The organism is Synechococcus sp. N26, assembly GCF_900473975.1.
Classification (GTDB): Bacteria; Cyanobacteriota; Cyanobacteriia; order PCC-6307; family Cyanobiaceae; genus Parasynechococcus.
The window spans coordinates 95,505-117,950 of sequence record NZ_UCNM01000012.1 but is presented as its reverse complement, the minus strand read 5'-3'; the positions used below and the strand labels follow the sequence as shown (position 1 = coordinate 117,950).

Below are 22,446 nucleotides of genomic sequence, written 5' to 3'. Positions count from 1 at the left end.
TTGTAGAGCTGCGAACGGCTTTTATACCCGAGGTGCCTTGCAGCAGCACTCACAGTCATGAGTTGCATTGCTCAGTCTCCCGATGTCTCTAAGTGTCCAAGGTTTTGACAACCAATGTCTAGAGGATCAACGCGCCTTTAGATGACCCACGTTGCATCAACAGGAGAAGTACCTGAGGCTTCACTCAAATTCTTTCCAAGCAACCAAATCATCGCCATCAGTTGAAAAATTATGGTATCCAGCCATGATCAATGTCTCAATTGTAGACGCACATAGCTGAGGGGAAAGATAGTTTCTGTCGAGCTCTATTTGAATCAACTTTGGAGACTCTTGATGGAACGGAAAGAGGTTTATAAGTTCCGGGTCAAATCCTTCGCAATCAGTCACCAAGACGTCGATTCCAGAAATTCCATAGTTTAAAAAAAGATTTTCAAATGTGCACGACGGAACCATTTCCCTGACTATGATTTCAGATGATGTTTCCGAAAACATGTGGAAATTTGTGTAAAGCGACCCGATGCCGCGCTGCCAAGAGTGGGCAACTTTTGGGTCAACGTAAGAAATTTCACAACGTCCATTAGTCTCGCTAATAGCTGTGTTTATACATGTCACACGGGGGCTACTAGCATGCAGAGAACAAAGCTCACTAAAAAGATAGTGAATTGGCTCAAGAAGGTATGCTTTGCAGTTTTTGCGTTGAAGTATTTCAAACAAAGGGTCGAATGACTTTCCGTCGTTAGCGCCAACTTGCAAGACACAAAAAGGATGATTGCCTGGAAAAATTTCATCTATTTTCTTCCGCAGCAAATCTCCCGCCACAGCCAAGTTCACAAAAAATCCCAAACATAGTAATCCATTACCATTGAAAGACCAGGCTATTCAAAACAGGACTCGTAAAGAATCAGATATTTCGCAATACATAGTGGCGCGTATTCATGCAATCGCGTCCTGCATCGCCGCAAACGATTCGGCATGGCGAACTGCAATGTCAATCGCCTGCAGAGCCCGTACACCTGTCGTGCCTTTAGCGAAGTCGGTGTAGGGGTCCACAAGGATCTCCAGCGTCCCTTACAGGCCGATCAGCAGGTCTGCAAAGTTGCCGTAAATAACAGCGGACAGGTTGGACCCTGAGCCCTTCGTGAGATTTGAGGGGACGTTGTTGCTGACCTCAAAACGCCGCCCTGCAATTTGGCTACGGCCAAGTTCAGTTCCATAAGGGCTGAGGAGGTACTGGCTCTGCGAGTCCTTGGCTTTGGAGAGGACCGCTTCAACCTTCGCGTTGGTGAGATACCCACAACTGGCAACGTCTGCGTTATCTACTGCGACCTCTTTCTTGAGGTCGAGGAGATGATCCAACGTCGGAGCCAATCCGTTTGTGCCGCCAGCTACCGAGCCAATGCCTGAGGTGTTCAGGATGCCTCCAGGTCTAGCTGCTGTTGCCCGATCGACCGAGTCGGCGCTGACGCTAGAGCCAATGCTCAGCTTTCGACTGGAAACTTTCAGGCAGTTGCTTTGACGACGAAAGTCATGACAAGGACTGCAATCGCGACGGTGCCACCGAAGTAGGCAACGTTCGTGTGGAGTCCTTTCATGCTGCATCTGCGGGTTATAGGAGTCTGCTGTTTTTTCTCTGGCCGATGGCTAAGGCTTAATGCCTAAATCTCAGGCACAGAGATGGCGGTCCTTCCTGACGGGAAGACGACCTGTCCCAAAAAGCGCATCAGTAGTGATTTAGGAGATTCACTTCTCCCCCGCCATTAGGGGGGTGGCGATGGTCCACTGTGGAGAGGACCTTTGGTCCGAGGACCCAGCGAGAGAACTCAACAACCAAATCTCGGAACTTCAAGCCCGAGTCGCCTTCCCGCAGCACTGGAGCAGCGGTGAGCATCAGCAGCACATCGAAAAGCTCCGTCAGCTCAGCTACGAAAAAAGCCGTCTGACAGATCGATCAGATGCCTCTCCTATGGAGCGAACTCATCACTGAAGAACTCTCCTACAAGTCAGTTGGTGCATGGCTTGCCAACGAATCACAGCAGCTTTACTACCAATTCACCGCATCCAAGGATGGCTCTCAAGGCGAGTCGATCGTCATGCGCAGCTTCCATTGGCGACCACCTGACGACCCGATTCCTCAGGGGAGTCAACTGATGACACGACAAGAGGCTCTGGAGAAATGGAATTCACTTAAGTCAATGGGTTGGAGGAGATGCGCCGGTCCCCTGCGATAGGTCAGTGAATGAGCGAGCCGAGTCCGTATAGGCATTCGGCAAATGGAGCAAAGCCAGCGGTAGTCCAGAGTGCTGTGATGAAACAGCCGAACACTCAGCAACTCCTGGCTCTACGGCTGTCTGCACTCGCGAGGGACAACAAGGTTGTCAATGCCATTCGCTGCTCGATCACTCAGGCCCCTGATGCTCTGGTTAAGGAGTTGATGGATGTTCATGGGTGGCCTGCGCATGAAGCTCTCTGTGCAGTTCAGCAGCTTCAGCAAGATGTCCTCGATGACACGACCGAACAGGTATCGGCGTGAAAGAAATCGTTCGCGACAGCCAAGATTTGTTTTGTGAACTGGAGTCCCAGTCAGCTCTTGCCATCGCTTGAAGTGAGGGCTCACTGGCATTCGATGCACACACGATTCGTATGACTACGTTGCGAGTGTCGTCCTCTTCAGGGACATGGGATTCGACGGTGTCGACAAGACAGACCGTTTCATCATTGCCGCTAGGCAACGCGCCGAAGCTGCATTGCATGAGACATCTCCAAAGCTGACGGCGCTTGAGAAAGCGATGTGGCTCAAGTTGAAGCGAGGTGAACGCCCCTGCAAAAACAGCAAGGCGTCCTAGAGAACTGCTCACCTGCACTAAAACAAAGAAGGAGGCCGCCCCTCCCAGGTGGAAGAGACGGCCTAACTCGCTCGCTTGTGCATCTTTAAACCCGTGATGTGATCAAGGGTTGAGAGGCCAGCCCACCTACGACAGGAATGGGGTGACCTCTCTTATGACTCGCTTCCGACACCCCTGTAGTGGCAGAACAGGGGCCATGCCGTATGCCATTGCTGGCGTCGGGCGAAGTGTCGGGCTTTCAGGTTCCTGGGCCATTACGTCCAGGTGTTGGGCTGGTCTCCTACGGGGCACCTACGAACGGCGCAGAGGAGAGTCGACTGTTCTGACGTACTGCAGTGTCTTCACAGACGAGTAGCCCACGGTTGGGTGGAAACTGTTGGAGCAGGGACCTAAAAGTCAGGCGACTTCTACGGTTTGCTCAGGTGGAGTGTCGGCCGTCATTGGCTCCTCCGATCTCGATGGACTAACTCTCTTCAGCGGGCACGCAGAGGGCAATCAGCCTTAACGCTCATTGCCTTTAGGGCCCAAACCATCCGATGTTGGTTTCGATTTGCTTGACCAGGGAGACCGGCTCAAGGACTTGTCGATCGACAGGGGCCAGCCGCAGGGTTAGGCACCTTCGGGGAGTCGTCATCAATAAGCTGCACTGTTGACACTGATAGTTATTACTAAGTCTATGTCTATTGAAATGGCTGATTGACCAGAGCTAGTGGTGAGTTGTCGATGGAAATAAGACATGACTTCAGAAGCAACAGCACTACAAATGGCGCTGCCTCTGTTCAACACCAAGATCACAAGTCACAGGTGCAAGCACTGCGGAGGTAGTGGTTACAAGAAGAGCAGATATGACGGCTACATGCACGTCTGCAGCTACTGCAGCGGAACGGGCAGAAAGCTTGTCCTGACTCGGAAGTACAACATAGAAAAAGGGCCAGCCTGACGCCGACCCTAAGTTCATTGTCCTTTCAAAAGATCAGGACATTTTGGCGAAGAGCTTCTTGTGGTAATCAACCACGTCCTGACAGCCGATAACAGGAGTGAAGTCCATTTCAATGCCGAACTGAGCACGCCATGGTGCGAAGTGCTCAAAGATTTGAGCATCACTTTCAGCTTTGAAGAGGATCGTCACTCGGCCTGCGCCAGGAGCGTGCACGCGGAACAACATTTCAAAGCCATCAAAGTTGTCCAGCTTTGCCATTTCGCCTGAATCCCACAGCTCACAGAAGCTCTTGTAGGCAGCCAGTTGGCCTTCAATCTCAGGAAACACGCAATCTGCGAGATACATCTGCATGGCAAGCCAAAACCAGGGGACAGCCACGTCGTAGCCACCACCGTTGCTCTCAACTCATCAGGTGCTCGCGTCGTGACAAAAGAGATACGCGATCGGGTCCTGCATCACAACGAATGGATCTTTTATGCGGCACGCCAACACAGCAGGATTCAGACCAGCTCCAGCCACCATGCTTCCCATAAATGCAGTGATTCTGTAGAGGCATGGATTAGGCCAGGGTCAAACCTCCCACTCCGGCGCAGAACAGCACCACCCGCCAAGCCGGTTGGCGCCAACACACCAACAACACAAACGCCACCAAAGCCAGACTGAACTCAGCACCACCGCGGATGCCTGTCTGCCAAACGGGCTGAAACAACGCCGCCAGCAGGATTCCCACCATCGATGCATTGATGCCAATTAGGGCTCGACGCATCGGAGCCAATCGGCCCAGGTCACTCCAGAAAGGCAACAGCCCGCCAACCAACAAGAAGGAAGGGGAAAAGAGAGCAAAGAGCGCCAATACAGAACCGGCGATGCCCTGAAGGCCAGGCTGCATATCAAAGCCAAGAAAAGCCGCGAAACTGAACATCGGCCCTGGCACCGCCTGGGCTGCGCCATACCCCGCGAGAAACTGCTGCAGGTCGATCCAACCGTTGGGTACCAAGGCTTGTTCCAGCAAGGGGAGCACCACATGACCACCACCGAACACCAAGGCACCGGTGCGCAAGAAACCACTGAGCTGCTGCACCAGCAGCGGTCTGGCCTCAGCAGACAGCCAGGGCATAGCCACGAACAGCAGCACAGCGAAACCAAGCAAAACCACCGACACCGAACGCCGCAGCGGAACCACAAGACGTTCCGGTGCCGATGGCTCCAGCTCAGGTGGCGTCAGAGCACACAACCCCACCAACCCACCGAGCAGCAGGGCCAACAGCTGGGACCAGACGCGAGGCACCAACAGCACCAGCACAGCAGCCGCCACCATCAAGCTGACCCGCTGCCGGTCGGGAGCCAGCTTTCGCTGCAGGCCCAGAGCGGCCTGGGCCACCACGGCCACAGCCGCCACCATCAAGCCATGCACCCAGCCACCGTCGATCCAACTGGGATGGGCTGAGAGCAGCGACGCCGCCAGCAGCATCAACACAGCCGAGGGCAAGGTGAACCCTGCCCAGGCGGCCAACCCGCCAAGCCACCCGGCCCGAATCAGTCCCAAACCCATGCCTACCTGGGAACTCGAGGGTCCAGGCAACAACTGGCAGAGCGCAACGAGATCGGCATAGGCATCAGCGGTGATCCAACGCTCCCGCTGCACAAAACGCTCATGGAAATAACCGAGGTGCGCCACGGGGCCACCGAAGGAGGTCAGCCCCAACACGAAGAACTGGACAAATACCTGCAACGTCCGGGAGATCACTTGGTTGGGTGTATTTCGTCCTGTTGTTTCATAAGTTTTCCGAGGCGGGCGAGGAGGTCGGTGGTGTCTTCTAGAAGAGCAATGTCGGAGTCGTAGCTGGGATCGTGGGGGAGGGTCTCTGGCTTTTGTTGTTGCACCTCCTCCAACAGAGCAATAAGGTCGATGACCGCGGGACGCAAATCATGTAGTGCCTCGCCGATATCTGTGATGTTCATCCAGTAACGGCTGCGGCGAATGCTCACTAAACGGACCGCAAGAGAGTCCTGAAGTGCCTCGTCACTAAAGTCTGGCGGCATTGATTGTGCAGGGGGAATTGAGGACCTGTTGACAGCCGAAAAGATGATGCCATCACTTGGTTAATGGCATGTAAAAAAAATAGATAAGAGAGTGGGTAGTGTGATCTAAGTCAAGCGATTAACGTGAATGACCATTCGTATTCAACGAAGTAGATCAACTTCGCCTTGATGTAAGGATAGATACAGAGCACAATCGAGCAGGTCAATGGTTTTCTGGCACAAGCGCTTCATTAAGCGGTTTAGGAAGAAGCTTGGCTTGAGCAAGTATCAGTACCTTTGGCTGACTTTTGGTAAAGGTTTAATGGTCGGATACATCCTCGCTTTTCTGTTGCACCGCTAGGGACTGATCAGGGGGTATCGGCAACACGTGATTTTTCTGCAAGTGCAGCGCCAACAAACCTGGTCCCCAAACTATGCCTGCAGCAAAAAGCCAGGACCAAAAGGGAGATCTCAAGAGAAGGTCTTGCAAAGTGCCTGCGCTTTTCGATTTGAATTTCTACTGCTTAAAGGTCAAGACTGGATTTCAGACTGATTAAGAGAACCGACTGGCAGGAGCTGTTTCCACGTGTTGTCTGGCTGTAGTGCTGAATTCACGGAAAGAGGAAGGCCACCCCTCGGCCCGCTTCTCCCTCAAGCCTCGACTTCAGTCTTTTGATCATCCTTCCGAGGAGCTTCTCTGGAGATTTGCTCGGCTGTCTCAGCGTTGTGATGGCAAGCGTTGGCGTTGGGCAAGTAGGCAATAGAAGTACATGCAACGACTTTCTGTAGCCATTGCGACCTGCTTACCGGACCTTCACGGAAGAAATCCTTGATCCCAAAGCTCTCCGGAAAATGGTGTGCAGCGGCACTGGAGATTCTCTATCAATGGTTCCTGCGACATCTCCTCTACGGCTGAGTGAGTCATCGCGGCAGCACGGGAGAGCGACCCGTTAGCTGGCAGACATCCAGTCCCCGTCCCACGGCAACTGTGGATGGGGCTGGCTTTCTGCGCTCTTCAGATCTCTGAAAAGAGTTGGTGCATTCGCACTAAAGCTCTGTATTGCAACGAACTTGTTTGCAGCGGACACCGCATCGCTCGGGGAGAACGTCGTTCTCCTCGCGGGTCCGTGGCCCCACGTCCTTGATTCGGTTAGCGGCTGTTTGTCAGCCCAACCGATAGAAGGGGCTGCCGTCACAGATGTCGTCGAGAATATTGGCCATCTTTCAGGTTGGGCGTGCGAAGGGCATTGCTGGCGTTCTTGGTTCTGATAACACTGCCTGCACGGGGGGCGGAGCCCATTCGCCTGCAGGTGATTCCATATCAAGTGAGGAGGCAAGAGATACCTGTCCTGCCGTTCTTGCTGCCGCCACCTCCCTTGCTCTTAGAACCAGCTAAACCCAAGAAGCGCAGGCGAAAAAGTGGTAGGCACCAGGTCTGGGAGGACGATTTTGATTGGCTAATGGATTAGTCATCCCCCTGTACCAGCCACGTCGGCGCCCAGAGCTTGCATTTCTTCTTCAGGTGCTCAAATAAAATTACATATATCGGCAACAATTTTTGCTTCGTGAATAGTAGCCGGCTCATTCCAGTCATTCCATTTCGATCCAGCACCAGTGAAATTAAATAAACGCTCCGTACATAGAACCGCAATGAAAAGAGGCTGTTTTTGAGGGTTTACGCCTGGAACTACAATTGAATCACCCATTTTTTGAGCGCGTCCAAAATCAAGTATTAATGGACCATATTTTCGGGTTTCAGCTATTGCAGGGACTGCAATCAAAAGAGCTACTACAAGAAAAGGAAGGCGATTCACGGTTCTACGTCATCAGAAAGGCTCTTTAGCCTGATTATTTAGTATTCATTGATGCACTCGCTACCAATCATTGAGAGCTACAACCATATTGCTCGCAGTTGATTTGCACATCTGAGAGCGGCGAGATCACCTCTGTGAAGGCTGGTGGTTTCGCTTGTCTAGCCCGCCTCAGGAACCCACAGCCCATCTCCTTCTGCCACGTCGGCGCCCAGAGCTTGCACTTCTTCTTCAGGTGCTCGACCTGCAGCAATGGGGCCACCACCGTGGACAGAGCTGCAGTGGGCGACGCTGCGCAACGTGATTGAGCTGGCTCAGGACAGCTAAGCCTCAGTAGCGAGCGAAGACAGAGGTTGTTCCGTCATGGGCAATGGCAAGTACCTCAAAAGGTTCAGCCTCGACGCCAGGCACCTCCATCCCAGGAGAACCCATTGGCATCCCTGGAACCGCCAGACCTCGGATATTGGGCCGTTCCCTCAAAAGGCGCTGAATCGCAGATGCAGGTACATGCCCTTCAATCACATATCCCTCCACATCAGCGGTGTGACAAGAAGCCTGTTGAGAGCTAACACCACGCTCCTGCTTCACGGCATCCATGTCCTCGGTGACATGGTCATCAATGCGAAACCCCGCCGAGGCGATGTGTGCTCCCCATTGAGTACAGCAGCCGCAACTCGCTGATCGATAAACCGTCATCTGCGGGCCCGCAGCACTGCTGGTATCAGGCATCGCAGCATCCCCTTTCACATCACCGTGCGCGTGAACAGGTTGAATCACCCAAAGCAGCGATCCGACTACGCAAGCTCCAACTAAGCCCTGTCGCGCAGAAGCTTGCCAACGGGCTACAGAACGCGATGCCTTCATGGAGTCGTCTACCAAGCGAACAGAGTCGATTTCTGGATTATCGCGACTTGCTCTGACTCGTCGGCGGATGCTGCGGCACAAGCAGATTGAGGCTTGGCAGACGATGCAGAAGACGGGCTGGAGGCGCTGACCTCCACCTGTGTGGTGAGCAGACGGACCCAAGGCTGTCAGGCATGGGTCCGCGTCCTGAGGAGTTTTCGCGTCACCTCTAGGACTTTTTCTTTGTACTCAAGTCATACCAGTCGATTCAGCGAAATTTGCTACCAAACGCCTGAGGTAATTGCGCAAAAAAACTCAGGTTTGTGGGCCAAGAGCTGGCATAGAACCTTTTCAGGCACGGCCCACGACTTAGAGCTTCGATGCCTTGGGGGCGGACATGAGACGCCGCCCCTCCACACACAGCAGCTACTGCTGTTGCTGCATCTGCTGGTGACGCCTGCTGCTCCAACTCGGGATGCCAACTCGAGGCAAAAAGAAACCCCTGCCGAGGGCAGGGGTTCGGGATCTGATCAAGCTTTGATCACTTGGTGTAGGACGCGCCTCTGTAGGTAAGGCTTGGGTGAGCATTGTGAGCGAGTTCTTCGCGGCATGTGTTGTAGTGCTGGCGGCGGTAGGTCAGCTCGACACAAGCTTTGGGTGAAGCTGCTTGAGCTTCGTAGGAGTGACCTCTGTAGAGAAGAGCAGTCATGGTTAGTTCCTCAGAAAATTCCAAGTCCCCGTTCAGTGGCTTGGAGTGTCTGCGCCCCATCGAAAGGGGTGAACGTTATGTAGCGGTTGCTACAGATCCTTTATAGGGGAGTGTCAACCCCTGCGTCGTTCAAACGGATACACAGCGCGTTTTTGGCACTAGCACCGCTCAACACCCTCCCCCGCAAGATTGGCGCACACTTTGGCGCACAAAAAATGATATTTAGCCGTTTTGCACTAAAAAAGCGGCCCGTGTGGACCGCTCAGATGTCAGTGCTGAACTGACTTTTTTGAAAAATGGAGCCAAGGAGACTCGAACTCCTGACCCCCTGCATGCCATAGAGGCACTTTGGACGCCAAAAACCACTGCAAACACTGGGCTGGCGCTTAATTAATACAAACTATGTGCGCAGAAAGGTGCGCAGAATTGTCCTACTTCAAGGCACCTATCAGGCTGAGATCACAGTCAAAATTGATCAACGTCGATTTGATCCTTGCCGATCTGCGACCTGAACAACTCTGCGGCAGTAAGAGATGAACTCCTCAGGGGGCATATCCCCCTTGGCGTCATTGGTCTGCCAGCTAACGATTTCAAAGTCAGGGACCGGCTCTGCTGTGACGTGATCAATCGTCGGCAGCAGAGAGAAGCGCCTCTTGTATTCAGCGCCCTCGGCCTTCGCGTCGTCGTTGTTGTACGTGCCAAGCAGCGTTGGATCGAGCTTGGACCCGTCGTATGGATCAGAGCCGTTACAGCGGTGAAATGCCTCGTTGATGGCTTCTATCGCTTGCTTGACGGTGTATTGACCACCACGCCTCTTGTCGCGCCTGGTGACTGCCACAGCCTTCCGCTGGATCAGTTCGCTGTACTTGCCATCGCTTACCCCAACCCAGCTAGGAGCACTCCAACTCACGCCACCACCTGTCATCCACTGCCCCCTGGGTAGCCATGACCCGAAAGAGAGTCACCGCCAGCGAGAAGAAACAACGCCATGAATGGGCGGTGCGGCAGATAGACGCCGGAATGGGTCTCAGCGAATTAACCGCCTTTACTGCCGAAACATGGGGGTGCTCCCGAAGACAGGCTCGCGATGTTGTGGCCAAGGCCCACAAGGACTGGCTGGACGCTTGTTATGGATCTGAGGAGATCGACCAGAGGGACTTGCTTTTCCAGCAGGTGGGACGGCTAGAGCGCATCGCCCGCAAGGCAGAAAATGCAGGTCAGTTTTCAGCGGCAGTCGGAGCCATTAGTGCGCTGAATCGAATGATGGCGTTGGGAGCTGACCAGAAGGGCTTCAGCGGTCATCGCCCTAACGGCCACTACCGGCGCTGATCCCATCTGGGGGTAGCTGACGAAGGTCCCGCAGCCTTTTAGTGATGGTGCAGAGGGTTGACCCGGAAGCAGCTCTCAGCTGAACAGACCGATCTGGAGGTGAAGCCGCTTCCAGATTTTTCGTTGGCTGATTTGAGTGTTGGCGGCGCCCCCCGCCTGTGCGCTGATCAGCCGGTGATTGCCTCAGCTTTTTTGGACCATGCTCAGATCTGCATCCTGACGAGCGTTGCAAGCTTCGGATTGAGCCAATGCCGGATCAGTCGCGCAAAGGCGTTTCATCAGTTCATCTTGATCGTGCTCGGACAATGAGCCGTCAGGAGACCATTTCAAGCAAGTTCTCCCTGTACACGTTTGGGGAATGAAGGAAGTGGCCACAAGACCCTCCTGTCTCGATTGTTGCAATTTCCCATCCGACACAAGCACTTCAATACCCCTGCCTGGGGACAAAAGAAAAACCCTGGAGAGTGACAGCTCCAGGGTTCGGCTTCCCTTATTCACAGGAGGAAAGCCTTGGCTGCAGCACCAAGGCCCTCGCTCGATGACCGACAGAAGTAACGGTGGATTCTGCCGATGGAATCAATCAACTCCTCTTTGGTGCGTGCCAATACCCCTGCCTGGGGACAGTTCAGTGCGTAGTGCTTCTGCCGCATCTCCATTCTTTCCAGGCCAGCCTTGGCGCGCTCCAGAGGGTGGCTAGCACCAAGGGAGTGACCGGCACCGCGGTGATCACGATGAAGGCCTGCAGGGCATCGATGGAGGTGCTGTCCCCCAGACCCGAGCCGATGCGCAGCAGCACCAAGGTAAGGCTGCCGATCATCAAGGCCCAGAAGAGGCGCAGCAGAGCAGGGGGCTCATTGCGGCCGCTCACCACCATGGCCGCGGCATAACTCATTGAGTCGGCGCTGGTGCACATAAAAAGCACCACCAGCACCAGGCCGATCGGAATCAGCAGACCGGCCAGGGGGAGTTGGCTGAGGATCGTGAGCAGGGCAGCGGCGGCTCCGTTCTGGGCCAGGGCTTCGCTGATGCCGCCCCCCGCCAATTCGAGATGCAATCCGGTGCCCCCCAGCAGGGTGAACCAAAGGTTGGTCACGAGCGGGCAGAGGATGGCCACCGCCAGCACCAGTTCACGGATGCTCCTACCGCGGCTGACTCCAGCGGTGAACAGCCCCATCAAGGGCGCATAGCCGAGGAACCAGCCCCAGTAGAACACCGTCCAGCCGTTCACCCAGTTCGCCGGCACGGCATTGGGAGTGAGGGCCATCTGCGGAAGATGGATCAGGTAAGTGCCAAAGCCACTGAAGAAGTGCTGCATCAGCCAGAAGCCCGGGCCTAACAGCAGCAGGCCCGCCGCCAGAGCCAGGGTGAGCCACACATTGAGTTCCGACAGCCACTTGATCCCTTTTTGAATGCCGCTGACGGTGGAGGTCGCGAAGACGGCGGTCAACAGCACCACCACCAGGGATTGCAAGCCAGCACTGTCGCTGAGCCAGGGCAGTTGGCCTGCGGCATTGCTGAGCTGCAGCGAGAGGAAACCCAAGGGGCCAACCGTGCCGGCGATCGCGGCCACCACAGACAATCCATCCGCCAGGTGACCGAGCGGACCATCCACCCAGCTGCGCGGCACGATGTTCACCAGCAGCGTGCGGGGACGCAGGGGTTCACCGCGTCGCTCCAGGATCGAGAAGGTGATCGTTGTGGTGGTGGCCACAAGAGCCCAAGCGAGGAAGCCCCAGTGCAGAAAACTCACCGCCAGGGCGGGATCCACGGCTGCGGCTGTGCTGCCCTCGACCCCCGCAAACACCGGTGATGGGGTCTGGAAGTGATACAGCGGTTCAGCTGCCGACCAGAACACACCACCCCCCGCCAGCAGGGTGCAGATCAGCACTGCGCACCAATCGAAGAATTTGAGACTGGGCTTGCTCTCCGCGCCTCCAAGCCGGAGTTTGCCGACTGGGCTGATGGCCAGGATCAACGCGATCAGAAACAGCAGCACCACCATCCACTGCCAGACCCCGCCGAGGGCATCACTGATCACGGCTTTGCCGTTGTCAGTGAATTGCTTGGCCAGCGCCAGGTCGATGGCCGACACCAGCAGAAAAATCAGCAGGGGAGCAGCCCCCACCCAGAGAGGGGGCTGTCGCCACCAGGAATGCTGGTTCGCGGGGGTGTCAGACATTGGATGAAGGGTGAGGGGTCAGGCGCGGACGGCGGCGCGTTGGTGGCTCCAGCAGGAGAGATCCACCGCTGGTTGTTCGCCACTGGCGAGGCGTGCCAGGGAATCACCGATGAGGGGGGCGAACTTGAAGGCCTGGCCGGAGCCTCCTGCGAACAGGCTCAGCTTCGGGGTGAGCCGGTCCAGCACGAAGTTCACGTCGCTGGCCATGGAGTAAGGGCTGATCACGGTCTCCACCCGCTCCTGCACACCCTCCAGTTCGTTGAACAGGAAGGTGTCGAGCAGCTCCACCAGGCGAGCGGGTGGCTCGTTAACCATGGCGTTGGGTTCGGCGACGCGCAGCTCCCGCGGAGCCCAGTCGATGCCCGCCTTGATCCGGGGGCGGCCATCCGCCGTTTGGCTGAGGACGGGGAATCCGTAGTAGAGGCCACCGTCATCGCCGCGCTCCTGCTGGAAGCAGAACCACTGGGGGTAGCGATCGGCAAGTGCCGGGTCGACGGTGTAGTGGGCCCAGAGCATGGGCCACACCTCCAGTTTGGGTGCGAGGCCTAGAGGTGCCAGCAACAGCTGGCTCCAGATCCCGCAGGCCACCACCAGCTGTCCGGCGGCGATGTGTTCGCCGCTCTCCAGGGTGACGCCACCGCCATCGGCATCGAGGCCCGCCACGGGGCAGTGCTCGATCAGCTGATGGCCGGCGTTGCGGGCGGTGTTGATCCAGTGGGCCAAGACCCTGTCGCTGCGCACGGCACCGGCGGTGGGCTCGAACAGTCCGGTGAAGCCCGGCTTCGGCTTCAGCGGGAAACGGGCCGCGATCTGCTTGGCATCGAGAGCCTCGTAGGGGATGCCCTGATCGTCCATGACCCGTCGGGCCCCAGGGATCGACCCCTCGATCGTCTCTTCATCCCAGCTTTCGCCGTAGAAGAGCAGGCCGTGGGTCTCCCGCAGTTGCTGAGCAGCGTGGTTTTCTTCCTCGCGCCAGAGGCAGTTGGCCTCCTGGGCGAGACTGCAGAGCACCGGGTCGGAATACATCTCCCGAAACATCCGGGTTTCGCCATAGCTGCTGGCTTTGGCGTGGGCCAGGGTCTGAGCTTCCAGCAGCACCACATCGCGCACGCCGCGGCGGGCCAGGGATGCAGCGCAGCTGAGGCCGGCCATGCCGCCGCCAACGATCACGACGGCTACTCGGCTGGGCAGGGAGGCGGGTGTACTCATTCGCCTTCTCCAAAGCTGAGGCCGATGGGCTCGGTGGTGGGTGTTGCAGCCACCTCCTCAAGGGCTGCTCCCACCGACAGGCCCTGTTCGCGCTGATTCAGATACTCGCTGGCCCGTTGGCGCACCTCATCGCGAACGAAGGCATAAACGTCTTTGGCACCCGCGTCTTTCCAGGCGTCGGGGGAGAACCGCTCGATTGAATCGGCGATCACAGCTCCCGCATTCACCAGAGGGTCCGGCAGCACCCGCACACCCCGGCGACGCAGGTCATCCGCCAATTGGGGTTGCTGGAAGGGGGCATTGGCGGCAGGCACCACGGCGGGGGTTTTCAGCGCCGTCGCCATTTCGGCGTTGATCAACCCCGAGATCGAGCAAGGCAGCAACAAGTCGAGGTTCAGCTCCCACCAGGCGCAGCTCTCCGGCAGAGGCGTCGCGCCGGGAAAACTGGCTTTCTCGCGGTCCAGATCCACGGTGAACACGGTCCAACCGTGCTCGACGAGATGGCGGGCAACGGTGCCACCAACGGCACCGCAGCCGTGCACGAGGGCCCGACCGGGACGGGCGTCGTTGAGGTCCTTGTCCAGAACGGCCTCCACAGCACCGAGGGTGCCGTGGGCGGTCGCGACACTGGCGTCCACAGGGCTGCCGACCGCCGCCAGCACATGGGGGGTGAGCGCCGTCAGACGCTCCATATCCTCCAGGCTGGTGTTGAGATCGCAGCCGGTGATCATGGCTCCATCAAGCGACTCCAGCAGCTCGGCGGTGATGCTGATCAGCTCATCCTTGACGGCATCGGGTTCAGCGGCCCGGGCAACGATCTTGCCGCCGGCAAAACCGGTGCCGTAAAGATCGTGCTTGTGGGTCATCAACCCCGCCAGCCGCTGGCCGTCTGCGATGCAGGCCTCATCGCTCGGGTAATTGAGCACACGCAGGCCTCCATTGGCGGGGCGCTTGGCATCGGTATCTTCCGCCACCACGAATACCGAGAGGTGGTCGGAGACGTGTTCCGCCAGCACCGACACGGTCGGCGCTGTTTTCTTGCCGCTGCTCATCAGGCCACCTTCTCCATCATCTGGTGGTGTTCGACGTAGTCGAGGCTCCATTCGCTGGGGGCTTCGGCGATGCGCTGCTGCAGGCGCTCGAACACCGTGTCTGCTGCGGTGTCGCCGGCAGCATTGGCAAAACTGTGGCGGCTCCAGCTGCGGATCGTCGCCATCAATCCGGCGGCGAAAGTAGCCGTGTCACCGTTCTCGTTCCATCGGCGACGGTAAGGGCACTTCACGTAAACGGTGCGCTCGTCCACCAGCCGCAGGCCGTTGCGGTAGGCGGCGCTGCTCTCGTCCTTCAGCGGAGCCATGAACTCCTCGGGGGACTTGTAGAAGTTCAGAACCGTGCCTTGTTGGTACTGCTCCTGGCTGATTAGGCCTTCCTCGGCCATGCCCCGCCAGATCTGGTGCAGCTGGTCGTGCACGTTGCGGGTTTCGCCGCCGTTGTGGCCGAGATAGAGCCCTGCTTCATCACGGGAGAGGTTCACCGTCAGCAGGCGGCCGCCCAACTTCAGTTCGCGGCTGCGCAGCTCGAGGATGTGGCCCCAGTCCTTCATCGCTTGGGCGGTGAAGCATTGAAGTGCGTCGGCATCACCGGAGGCCAGCACATGGGTATGGCTGTTCAGGGGACCGGGGGAGGTGCTCAGCCAGTGCATAGCCGTGGCGGAAAAACCGAAGCTCACTGAGTTCGGCGCCACAGAGGGCTCATAGAAGCTGCGGGCACTTACCAGCACCGTTGGCTTCGGATCCCGGGGGATCTGCAGGGCCAGGTTGTTGGCCAGAGCAATGTTGTCGTTGCTCGGAAGATCGTTGCCGATCAGCGTCAGGTGCGCCGATGGCTGATTTGCATGTAGGCGATCCAGCACCTGGTTCCAGAGCCCAACAGCGGTTCCACCGTCGGCAGCTCCGTAATCGATCAGGACATGGCTGTCAGCGACAGCCAGTTCATCTACACAAGTCAAGGCCCAGTCCGAGGCGGCTTCGATGCACAAAAGAGCGCCCTCGGTCTGCGCGCTGTAACCCGTGGTCATGGCGATGGCCATGGACCTCGTCAGCGGCAGGCCTCACCGTACAGACCATGCCCCGAGAGCCTTTGTATCCGTGGTTCTTCTTCAGCTTGCTTCGAGCAACTGGCGCACCTCAACCAGACTGATTGCTGAGGCAGTGGTGCCTCCGAATGCGTCGAGAGGGATGGCTGAGGGGCCACCCTCTTTTTTATTGCCGCCTGAGCGCGGATTACTGCTGTTGCTGCATCTGCTGCTGACTCAGCGATTGACCACCTGTCCCCCCAGGAGGAGGTCAGACACCATGGACACGCTCAGACATGGGTGCTGTCTGCTCGGATCTCCTGCAGTGCAGTGGCCTTGCTGATGTTTAGTGGCTTTACGGTGTCAGGCGTGAGCACCGGGCCTGGCTCACAGATATCGTCAAGAACGCTTGCCATGAGCCAGCACCAATGTTGTCTAGTTCGTGTTGTAGCCAAAGGCGATGGTGAGACATTTCTAAACCTGCAGAGCGGGCACAGTGTTGTCGCCCCAGTAGCTCCAAATCTGATTATTCATGGCTGTAGTTGAGCCATCTCCAGTCGTCATGTTTTGGATCTGACTGGTGCTCAGGTTGCCTCCGGTGTAGACCGCCTCAAGGGTGCCTTTGGCGTAGATACCGATGCCGGTTACGCCGCGCGCTGTGACGTTGTCGGCTACTGAAATGTCCGAAGTGAAGACACCAATGATCTTGATCTCGTCAACAGCGTCTAAGCCTTCAATGAAGTCCGCTTTCTCTCCATTAGGGCTATTACCTGCTTTACCGTACCACCAATTACTTAAATGCTGGTCGGATTTGATTGCGATTAGATCCTTGATGCTGTCTTGTTGTGATTTAAAAGTGTTCCACCCGAAGTCACCGTGAAGTTCATCCGATCCACTACCGCCATCAATGATGTCGCGACCATTTCCACCGTGAATCAGATCATTCCCAGATCCACTGCTGATTAAGTCCCATCCAGCAAGACCCCTCAATGTGTCGTCATCTTCGCTACCACTAATTGCTGAACCTTCAGGGAGGAGAAAATCACCCTTTTCAATCTGTTTTCCCTGACCAATTTGGCCTGAAGAGTCAACCTGTATTACAGCACTAATTTTTACTTCCGCCTCCCATGTAGAAGCCTTGACGAGGTTGATCACGTTCTGAGATTCAGTGAGAAAATGCCTGCCATACTCGCGTAACCAATTTTTTGTTATGTCTACAGAAGCGGTGGTCGAAAACTTCAACGGTGCTTCGAGCTTGAAAAATGCAGTCTCCTCGAATCCAGGTGAATGCGCAAAACCATAATCCTCTCCGCTAAATCCGCTAAAAAAGCCGGATTGGACTCCCTCGCCAGAATCGACGTCTGGGGAGATATATCCACCTATTCTGATATCTATCTCTTGCACAAATGCCCCGTTATTATCGACATCTAAATAGACATTCCCATAGTTATAGCCGCTGCTTGTAAATTGATATTGGAAAAAGCCTTGATAGCCATTTTTGCCTATCCAAGTGCCCTCGCCATCTACCCGTTCCTTCCAGGTTCCTGACGACATTGAATCGGCATCAACATATATACCGTTAAATAAAATTGACAATGCCAGAACTAGAAATGCGATTAGTATTTTATCATTGCTTAAGCTTACCCTCGCCCGACTAAGCGCCTACTTTTTTTCTTAGCAAAGAAAATTCGAGAAGCTAGTACTCTCGGGAACCTTCTCGATCCTCGGCCATTTATTTGTAATTGGTTAGCCCTGTTTTGCCTTACGCCTGGAGAGGGGGGACAGTGTTGTCGCTCCAGTAGCTCCACATCTGATTATTCATGGCCGTTGTTGAGCCATCTCCAGTTGTCATGTTTTGGATCTGACTGGTACTCAGGTTGCCTCCGGTGTACACCGCCTCAAGGGTGCCTTTGGCGTAAATGCCAATCCCAGTGACACCACGCGCGGTGACGTTATCGACCACTGAGATATCAGGCGTGAAGACACCAATGATCTTGATCTCATCAGTGGCGTCCAATCCTTCAATGAAGTCAGCCTTCTCTCCGTTAGGGCTGTTGCCAGCTTTTCCATACCACCAATTACTCAAGTGCTGATCAGACTTGATGGCAATTAGATCCTTGGAGCCATCTTGCTGATCCAAGAAGGTGTTCCAACCGAAGTCACCGTGTAGCTCATCTGATCCACTACCGCCATCAATGATGTCGCGACCGTTGCCGCCATGAATCAGATCATCGCCAGCTTTACCAAACAATTGATCAAAGCCAGCCAATCCGCGAATGGTGTCTTCATCAGAAGTACCGTTAACAATAGAACCGACAAAACCAGAGTCGTATTCTGATTTTTCAACCTGCTTGGCTTGGATTACTGAATCAGAAGTTGAGCCATTCTTTTCAGAATTAATACGGACGACATCACTCCATGTACTAGTCTTTAGACTTTCGAAGCGAAGATAACGAGATCCCAGATATGAATTATCCTGAATATTTATCCTTTGCGAAAGCGGCTGAATAGTGGAGTCTTCGTTTAGTGATTTTATTGAAAATGTTAAATATTCAGTTGATTCTTTGATATTATCGGAGTGAATCTGTATAGATATGCTCCCATCGCGAACTCCTCGATTAAATTGCATAGTCCCGTACGATTGGGAAAATGAATAATCAAGACCCTCGGTCGCTGTATTTCCTGTCACTTCCCATCTGATCCGATCAACTTTGTTTATAAATCCTCGTCTCGAAAGACTAATAAGATAATTCCCTTTCCCACTTTTTGGTTCAGTAAACTCAAGTGATTTTTCAGATACACGATAGAATGAAGAGACCCCGTCACTTTCGTCACCGTCGTCTTTGATGGTGAATTGAGCCGTAGAGGATCCAGTAAAAGTATAAGCTCTATTATTTGTTGAAAGGTCCAACAGAACTGTCTCATCTGACTCTTTAATTGAGTCGTTTATTGTCGTCAGGTAAATATAGTTTGTGCTAAGTCCTTTTGGAAAATAAATGCTTCGACGAACATTTTTATAGTCAGAACCTCCTGTCGCGCTTCCTCTAACCTGTTTTACGGACAGGGTTGCGGGAAGTTGAATATTGCCAGATCTTGTGACTTTAATTCTTAAAAAATCTCCTTCAGTCCCATTTACGCCTTCCTCAAGTGTGAAATAATTGTATCTACCCCCATCATTATCCTTAATAGTGACAATTCCAACGTCATCAGCAAACACGGTCTGTACATCAGGGTGTTGATCAAGAACCGTGATTTTTAGCGGCACTAGTTCATCTTCTTCCGCAATAGGGTCGTCAATAGTGGGAAATAAAGCAGTCTTTCTTGTCTCACCTTCCCCGAAGCTAATGACCCTCGAATAGTTAGTAGGAAAGTCCAGACCTGTATACGCAGCAGCATTATCACCAATTCCATAATATCTATGCCTAATAACACTTACCCTCTGGGCTTTACGTGACGTACGAGTCACAACTACAATGCCATCTGAGCCTTCTTTAACGTTTAGATCCTGAATTTTGTAATTGCCTCGATCATCTAAAAATCCATTGCCATTGAGATCGTGAAGGAAGTACTCTTCAGCGCCGGAATAAAAAGGGTTCAGAGATGTATTTAATGCGCCGGAGATCGCCTCACCATTAGACGTGTAGTGCCTATGCTGAAATGTATTATTAGGATGTCTCCAGATTAGTCCAAAGAAGGTTCCTGCGAACTGAGGCCCCCATCCAAGTCCACTATTTGTATTCGGCCTCGTAATTGCTAACGGTCTTGATGAGTAACTAGTCCAAGCTGAATTTGGAGATATTTCTAATTGACTTCCATCTTTGAGGTCGCTAAAGATAGCCTTGTCTGAAAGATTCCCAGACCAATAAAAAGTTATTTGATCGCGATCATTTCTTAGGCTTACTGGCGTCGCCATCTCTAAATTTTGGAGCCTCTCTATCTGTGACTGATCTTAGGCGTATGCCCTGTTGCAGTCACATGCAAAGTCACCGAAACCGTTTAGCAAGAGAGCGCAAACAGACCACCTACGGCCATTTGGCGCACACTTTGGCGCACAAAAAATGATATTTAGCCGTTTTGCGCTAAAAAAGCGGCCCGTGTGGACCGCTTAAATGCCAGTTCTGAACTGACTTTTTTGAAAAATGGAGCCAAGGAGACTCGAACTCCTGACCCCCTGCATGCCATGCAGGTGCTCTACCAGCTGAGCTATGGCCCCATGTCGACGTGGTGGCTTCAGAGCCGCCGTCGTCGTGTCACAGCTTACACCGCGGGAGCCTCAGACCTGGCGCCAGACGGCAACCAAGCGACCCTGCACCTCCACCTGTTCGGCGGGAAGCTCAATCGGCTGGTAAGAGGGGTTGGCAGCTTCCAGCACCACCGTCGCCCCCTGTCGATGGAAATGCTTGAGCGTGGTGCCACTGCCAGCCACCAGAGCACTCACCACCGTGCCGTTGCGCAGCCGCTGGGGATCCTGCACCGGCTCCATCAACACCACATCACCATCGGCGATGTGGGAGTCGACCATCGAGTCGCCATTCACCGTCAGGGCAAACAGGCCACGGGTCTCCAGCACCGGCGCCAGGTCCAGATGCTCCTGAACATCATCGAAAGCCGTCACCAAGCCACCAGCGGCAACGGCGCCCAGCACGGGAATCCCGGCGGCACCCACCATGTCGCCCAAGAGCTGCAGCGTGCGCGCCTGGCCTTCCTGCCAGGTAATCCATCCCTTCTGCTGAAGATGGCGCAACCGGCTCTGAATCGGCGCAGGAGAGCGCAGTCCCATCGCCTGCATCATCTGGCGAATCGAAGGGCTGTGGCGATGGGTGCCGATGTAGTCCGCCAGCCAGTCGTAAAGCTCTTGCTGAGCAGTGGTGAGGGACTCCTGGGGGGCACGGGTCACCGCAAGAAAAGGTTCGGGCAATACATTTGTACCGTTCCTTGCCGTGTGCCGCAAGCGCAAGCTCAGTTCAAACCAGTTTCCACACCGCAGCCTCGGGAATGCTCGGCGCCAGGTTCAGGTCTTTGGGCTCCTTAAACACCACACGCCATTCCGGAACCCGGCAGGAGACATAGCCGGGATGCTCAATCAGCAGCCCCGGCTGCTCGGTTGTGCTGGCCACCCAGCCCGACATCCAGTGCCCCTCCTCCGAGAGGCCACCTTTGAACCAAACCCAGCAGCGTTCCTTACGCATCGCGATGCTCTTCAGCGGTTTTTGTAGGACTCAAGCTGTTGCGGACAGGCCGCCATCAGATATCCCATCAACTGCCCGGTAATACGGGACTTTTCCTGATCGGTTGGTGCGTTGGGAACATCCTCGTAACGCATCGAGGTGTCGCGCTCAAACATGGCTTTGAGCTCAGGATCCGGCAAGGCGTAAAAAGCATCCACACCCATTTCACAGATTTTCTCGGCCGTCCATCGGGCGATGATGCTCTGCTGTTGTTTATCGGTGGCCTGATCCGCTGACGCTGCCACCGCATGGGCGGTGACGATCAACGGCACCAACCAGCGGTGGATCACCGTCATAAACCACCCATCAACACCGCCAACAGAGCCTGCTGCGCATGCAGGCGGTTTTCTGCCTGATCAAAGATGCGGCTTGCCTTGCCCTCCATCACCTCGGCGCTGATCTCCTCACCGCGGTGAGCCGGCAGGCAGTGCAGAACGATCGCATCGGCTGCCGCCTGCTCCATCAGGGCTTGATCCACGCAGAATCCCGCAAAGGCCTGCTCCCGCTGCGCCTGTTCGGCTTCCTGACCCATGGAGGCCCAAACGTCGGTGTAAACGGCCTGGGCTCCCGCCACCGCCTCACGGGGGTCAGTCACCACCTCAATCGAGGCACCGTGGTGTGCCAGGGATTGGGCCTGCTCAAGCACGCCCGGCAAGGGCTCAAAGCCCTCGGGGCAGCCGATCCGCACATTCACCCCCAGCAGCGCGCCGCAGAGCATCAGGGAATGGGCCACGTTGTTGCCGTCGCCCACATAGGCCAGGGTCTGACCAGGAAGGGCGCCATGGGCTTCCTGCATGGTGAGGAAGTCGGCCAGGGCCTGGCAGGGATGCTCCAGATCGGTGAGGGCATTGATCACCGGCACCGAGGCCCAATGGGCGTAGTCCACCAGTTCCTGCTGAGCGAAGGTGCGAATCGCCAGCACATCGCAGTAACGGCTGAGGACCCGGGCCGTGTCTTCCAGCGGCTCGCCGCGGCCGAGCTGGGTGACGGAAGGATTGAGATCCACCGTCTGGCCGCCGAGGCGGGCCATGGCCACCTGAAAACTCACACGGGTTCGGGTGGAGGCCTTGCTGAAGATCAGACCCAGCACGCGGTTGCCGAGATCGATCCGACGATCGCCGCTCTTCAGTTGTGCAGCCAGATCCAGCAACGCTGCTGTTTCCCCGGCAGAACAATCCGCTGAGGAAAGGAAGTCACGTCCGCACAGCGGAGAGAGGACAGCAGCAACGCCCGCAGAAGCGGTAGCCATCGCGACGGTT

General features: G+C 55.5%; 22 protein-coding genes, 1 tRNA gene and 1 pseudogene. 4 read left to right on the top strand and 20 right to left on the bottom strand.

The features are described from left to right. Positions 1-180 precede the first annotated feature (180 nt). Positions 181-843: an FkbM family methyltransferase gene (locus DXY33_RS11805; protein ID WP_206749604.1), complete on the bottom strand. Its 663-nt coding sequence runs from the start codon at positions 841-843 to the stop codon at positions 181-183. A 90-nt stretch (positions 844-933) separates the two neighbouring features. Continuing rightward, a pseudogene (locus DXY33_RS11800) lies at positions 934-1,599 on the bottom strand (phage major capsid protein). Positions 1,600-1,952: 353 nt separating this feature from the next. Here DXY33_RS11800 and DXY33_RS11795 point away from each other — a divergent pair. Further along, complete coding sequence (locus tag DXY33_RS11795; RefSeq protein ID WP_115133035.1) at positions 1,953-2,228, top strand: DUF1651 domain-containing protein; 276 nt, start codon at positions 1,953-1,955, stop codon at positions 2,226-2,228. Positions 2,229-2,305: 77 nt separating this feature from the next. Then, positions 2,306-2,530 (top strand): hypothetical protein, encoded by a 225-nt coding sequence (locus DXY33_RS11790; protein ID WP_244276059.1) that lies wholly within the window; start codon positions 2,306-2,308, stop codon positions 2,528-2,530. 1,286 nt (positions 2,531-3,816) lie between these two features. On the opposite strand, the gene DXY33_RS11785 is transcribed toward DXY33_RS11790, so the two are convergent. The 7 genes from DXY33_RS11785 to DXY33_RS11750 form a co-directional block, all read right to left on the bottom strand. Beyond that, complete coding sequence (locus DXY33_RS11785) at positions 3,817-4,134, bottom strand: DUF3303 domain-containing protein (RefSeq protein ID WP_011364204.1); 318 nt, start codon at positions 4,132-4,134, stop codon at positions 3,817-3,819. 208 nt (positions 4,135-4,342) lie between these two features. Next, positions 4,343-5,527 (bottom strand): chromate efflux transporter, encoded by a 1,185-nt coding sequence (chrA, locus tag DXY33_RS11780; RefSeq protein ID WP_115133055.1) that lies wholly within the window; start codon positions 5,525-5,527, stop codon positions 4,343-4,345. After that, positions 5,527-5,826: a hypothetical protein gene (locus tag DXY33_RS11775; RefSeq protein WP_115133033.1), complete on the bottom strand. Its 300-nt coding sequence runs from the start codon at positions 5,824-5,826 to the stop codon at positions 5,527-5,529. The genes chrA and DXY33_RS11775 overlap by 1 nt, the downstream gene beginning before the upstream one ends. A gap of 1,505 nt (positions 5,827-7,331) precedes the next feature. Further along, complete coding sequence (locus DXY33_RS12100) at positions 7,332-7,619, bottom strand: hypothetical protein (protein ID WP_136975472.1); 288 nt, start codon at positions 7,617-7,619, stop codon at positions 7,332-7,334. 327 nt (positions 7,620-7,946) lie between these two features. Then, the gene (locus DXY33_RS11765; protein ID WP_244273054.1) at positions 7,947-8,345 is read right to left on the bottom strand and encodes a DUF411 domain-containing protein; all 399 of its coding nucleotides are present in this window, start codon (positions 8,343-8,345) and stop codon (positions 7,947-7,949) included. Between the two features lie 655 nt (positions 8,346-9,000). Beyond that, positions 9,001-9,168, bottom strand: coding sequence for a DUF4278 domain-containing protein (locus DXY33_RS11755; RefSeq protein WP_115133054.1), 168 nt, complete (start codon positions 9,166-9,168; stop codon positions 9,001-9,003). Between the two features lie 475 nt (positions 9,169-9,643). Beyond that, entirely contained in the window at positions 9,644-10,093 is a 450-nt protein-coding gene (locus DXY33_RS11750; RefSeq protein WP_115133030.1) for a hypothetical protein, read from the bottom strand. 20 nt (positions 10,094-10,113) lie between these two features. On the opposite strand from DXY33_RS11750, the gene DXY33_RS11745 reads away from it, so the two are divergent. Then, positions 10,114-10,497, top strand: coding sequence for a hypothetical protein (locus DXY33_RS11745; protein WP_115133029.1), 384 nt, complete (start codon positions 10,114-10,116; stop codon positions 10,495-10,497). 99 nt (positions 10,498-10,596) lie between these two features. Continuing rightward, positions 10,597-10,806, top strand: a complete 210-nt coding sequence (locus tag DXY33_RS12580) for a hypothetical protein (RefSeq protein ID WP_170951055.1) — start codon at positions 10,597-10,599, stop codon at positions 10,804-10,806. A gap of 316 nt (positions 10,807-11,122) precedes the next feature. On the opposite strand, the gene DXY33_RS11740 is transcribed toward DXY33_RS12580, so the two are convergent. The 11 genes from DXY33_RS11740 to argF all read right to left on the bottom strand — a co-directional run bounded on the left by DXY33_RS11740 (position 11,123) and on the right by argF (position 22,436). After that, positions 11,123-12,676 (bottom strand): BCCT family transporter, encoded by a 1,554-nt coding sequence (locus DXY33_RS11740; protein WP_115133028.1) that lies wholly within the window; start codon positions 12,674-12,676, stop codon positions 11,123-11,125. A gap of 18 nt (positions 12,677-12,694) precedes the next feature. Continuing rightward, entirely contained in the window at positions 12,695-13,885 is a 1,191-nt protein-coding gene (locus DXY33_RS11735; RefSeq protein WP_115133027.1) for an FAD-dependent oxidoreductase, read from the bottom strand. Next, positions 13,882-14,937: a Glu/Leu/Phe/Val dehydrogenase dimerization domain-containing protein gene (locus DXY33_RS11730; protein WP_115133026.1), complete on the bottom strand. Its 1,056-nt coding sequence runs from the start codon at positions 14,935-14,937 to the stop codon at positions 13,882-13,884. The genes DXY33_RS11735 and DXY33_RS11730 overlap by 4 nt, the downstream gene beginning before the upstream one ends. Continuing rightward, positions 14,937-15,974, bottom strand: a complete 1,038-nt coding sequence (locus tag DXY33_RS11725; protein WP_115133025.1) for an SAM-dependent methyltransferase — start codon at positions 15,972-15,974, stop codon at positions 14,937-14,939. Before DXY33_RS11725 ends, DXY33_RS11730 begins: the two co-directional genes overlap by 1 nt. 459 nt (positions 15,975-16,433) lie before the next feature. Continuing rightward, entirely contained in the window at positions 16,434-17,513 is a 1,080-nt protein-coding gene (locus DXY33_RS11720; protein WP_115133024.1) for a hypothetical protein, read from the bottom strand. Positions 17,514-17,721: 208 nt separating this feature from the next. Continuing rightward, positions 17,722-19,872: a Calx-beta domain-containing protein gene (locus tag DXY33_RS11715; protein WP_115133023.1), complete on the bottom strand. Its 2,151-nt coding sequence runs from the start codon at positions 19,870-19,872 to the stop codon at positions 17,722-17,724. A gap of 227 nt (positions 19,873-20,099) precedes the next feature. Continuing rightward, positions 20,100-20,172, bottom strand: a tRNA-Ala gene (locus tag DXY33_RS11710). 60 nt (positions 20,173-20,232) lie between these two features. Continuing rightward, complete coding sequence (gene lexA / locus DXY33_RS11705; protein ID WP_115133053.1) at positions 20,233-20,856, bottom strand: transcriptional repressor LexA; 624 nt, start codon at positions 20,854-20,856, stop codon at positions 20,233-20,235. Positions 20,857-20,923: 67 nt separating this feature from the next. Further along, entirely contained in the window at positions 20,924-21,148 is a 225-nt protein-coding gene (locus DXY33_RS11700) for a hypothetical protein (protein WP_011363914.1), read from the bottom strand. Between the two features lie 11 nt (positions 21,149-21,159). Continuing rightward, a complete protein-coding gene (locus DXY33_RS11695; RefSeq protein WP_115133022.1) occupies positions 21,160-21,483 on the bottom strand; it encodes a hypothetical protein in 324 nt (107 codons plus the stop codon). Next, positions 21,480-22,436 carry an ornithine carbamoyltransferase gene (gene argF, locus DXY33_RS11690; protein WP_115133021.1) on the bottom strand — a complete coding sequence of 319 codons (957 nt, stop codon included), beginning with the start codon at positions 22,434-22,436 and terminating at the stop codon, positions 21,480-21,482. Before argF ends, DXY33_RS11695 begins: the two co-directional genes overlap by 4 nt. Positions 22,437-22,446 lie beyond the last annotated feature (10 nt).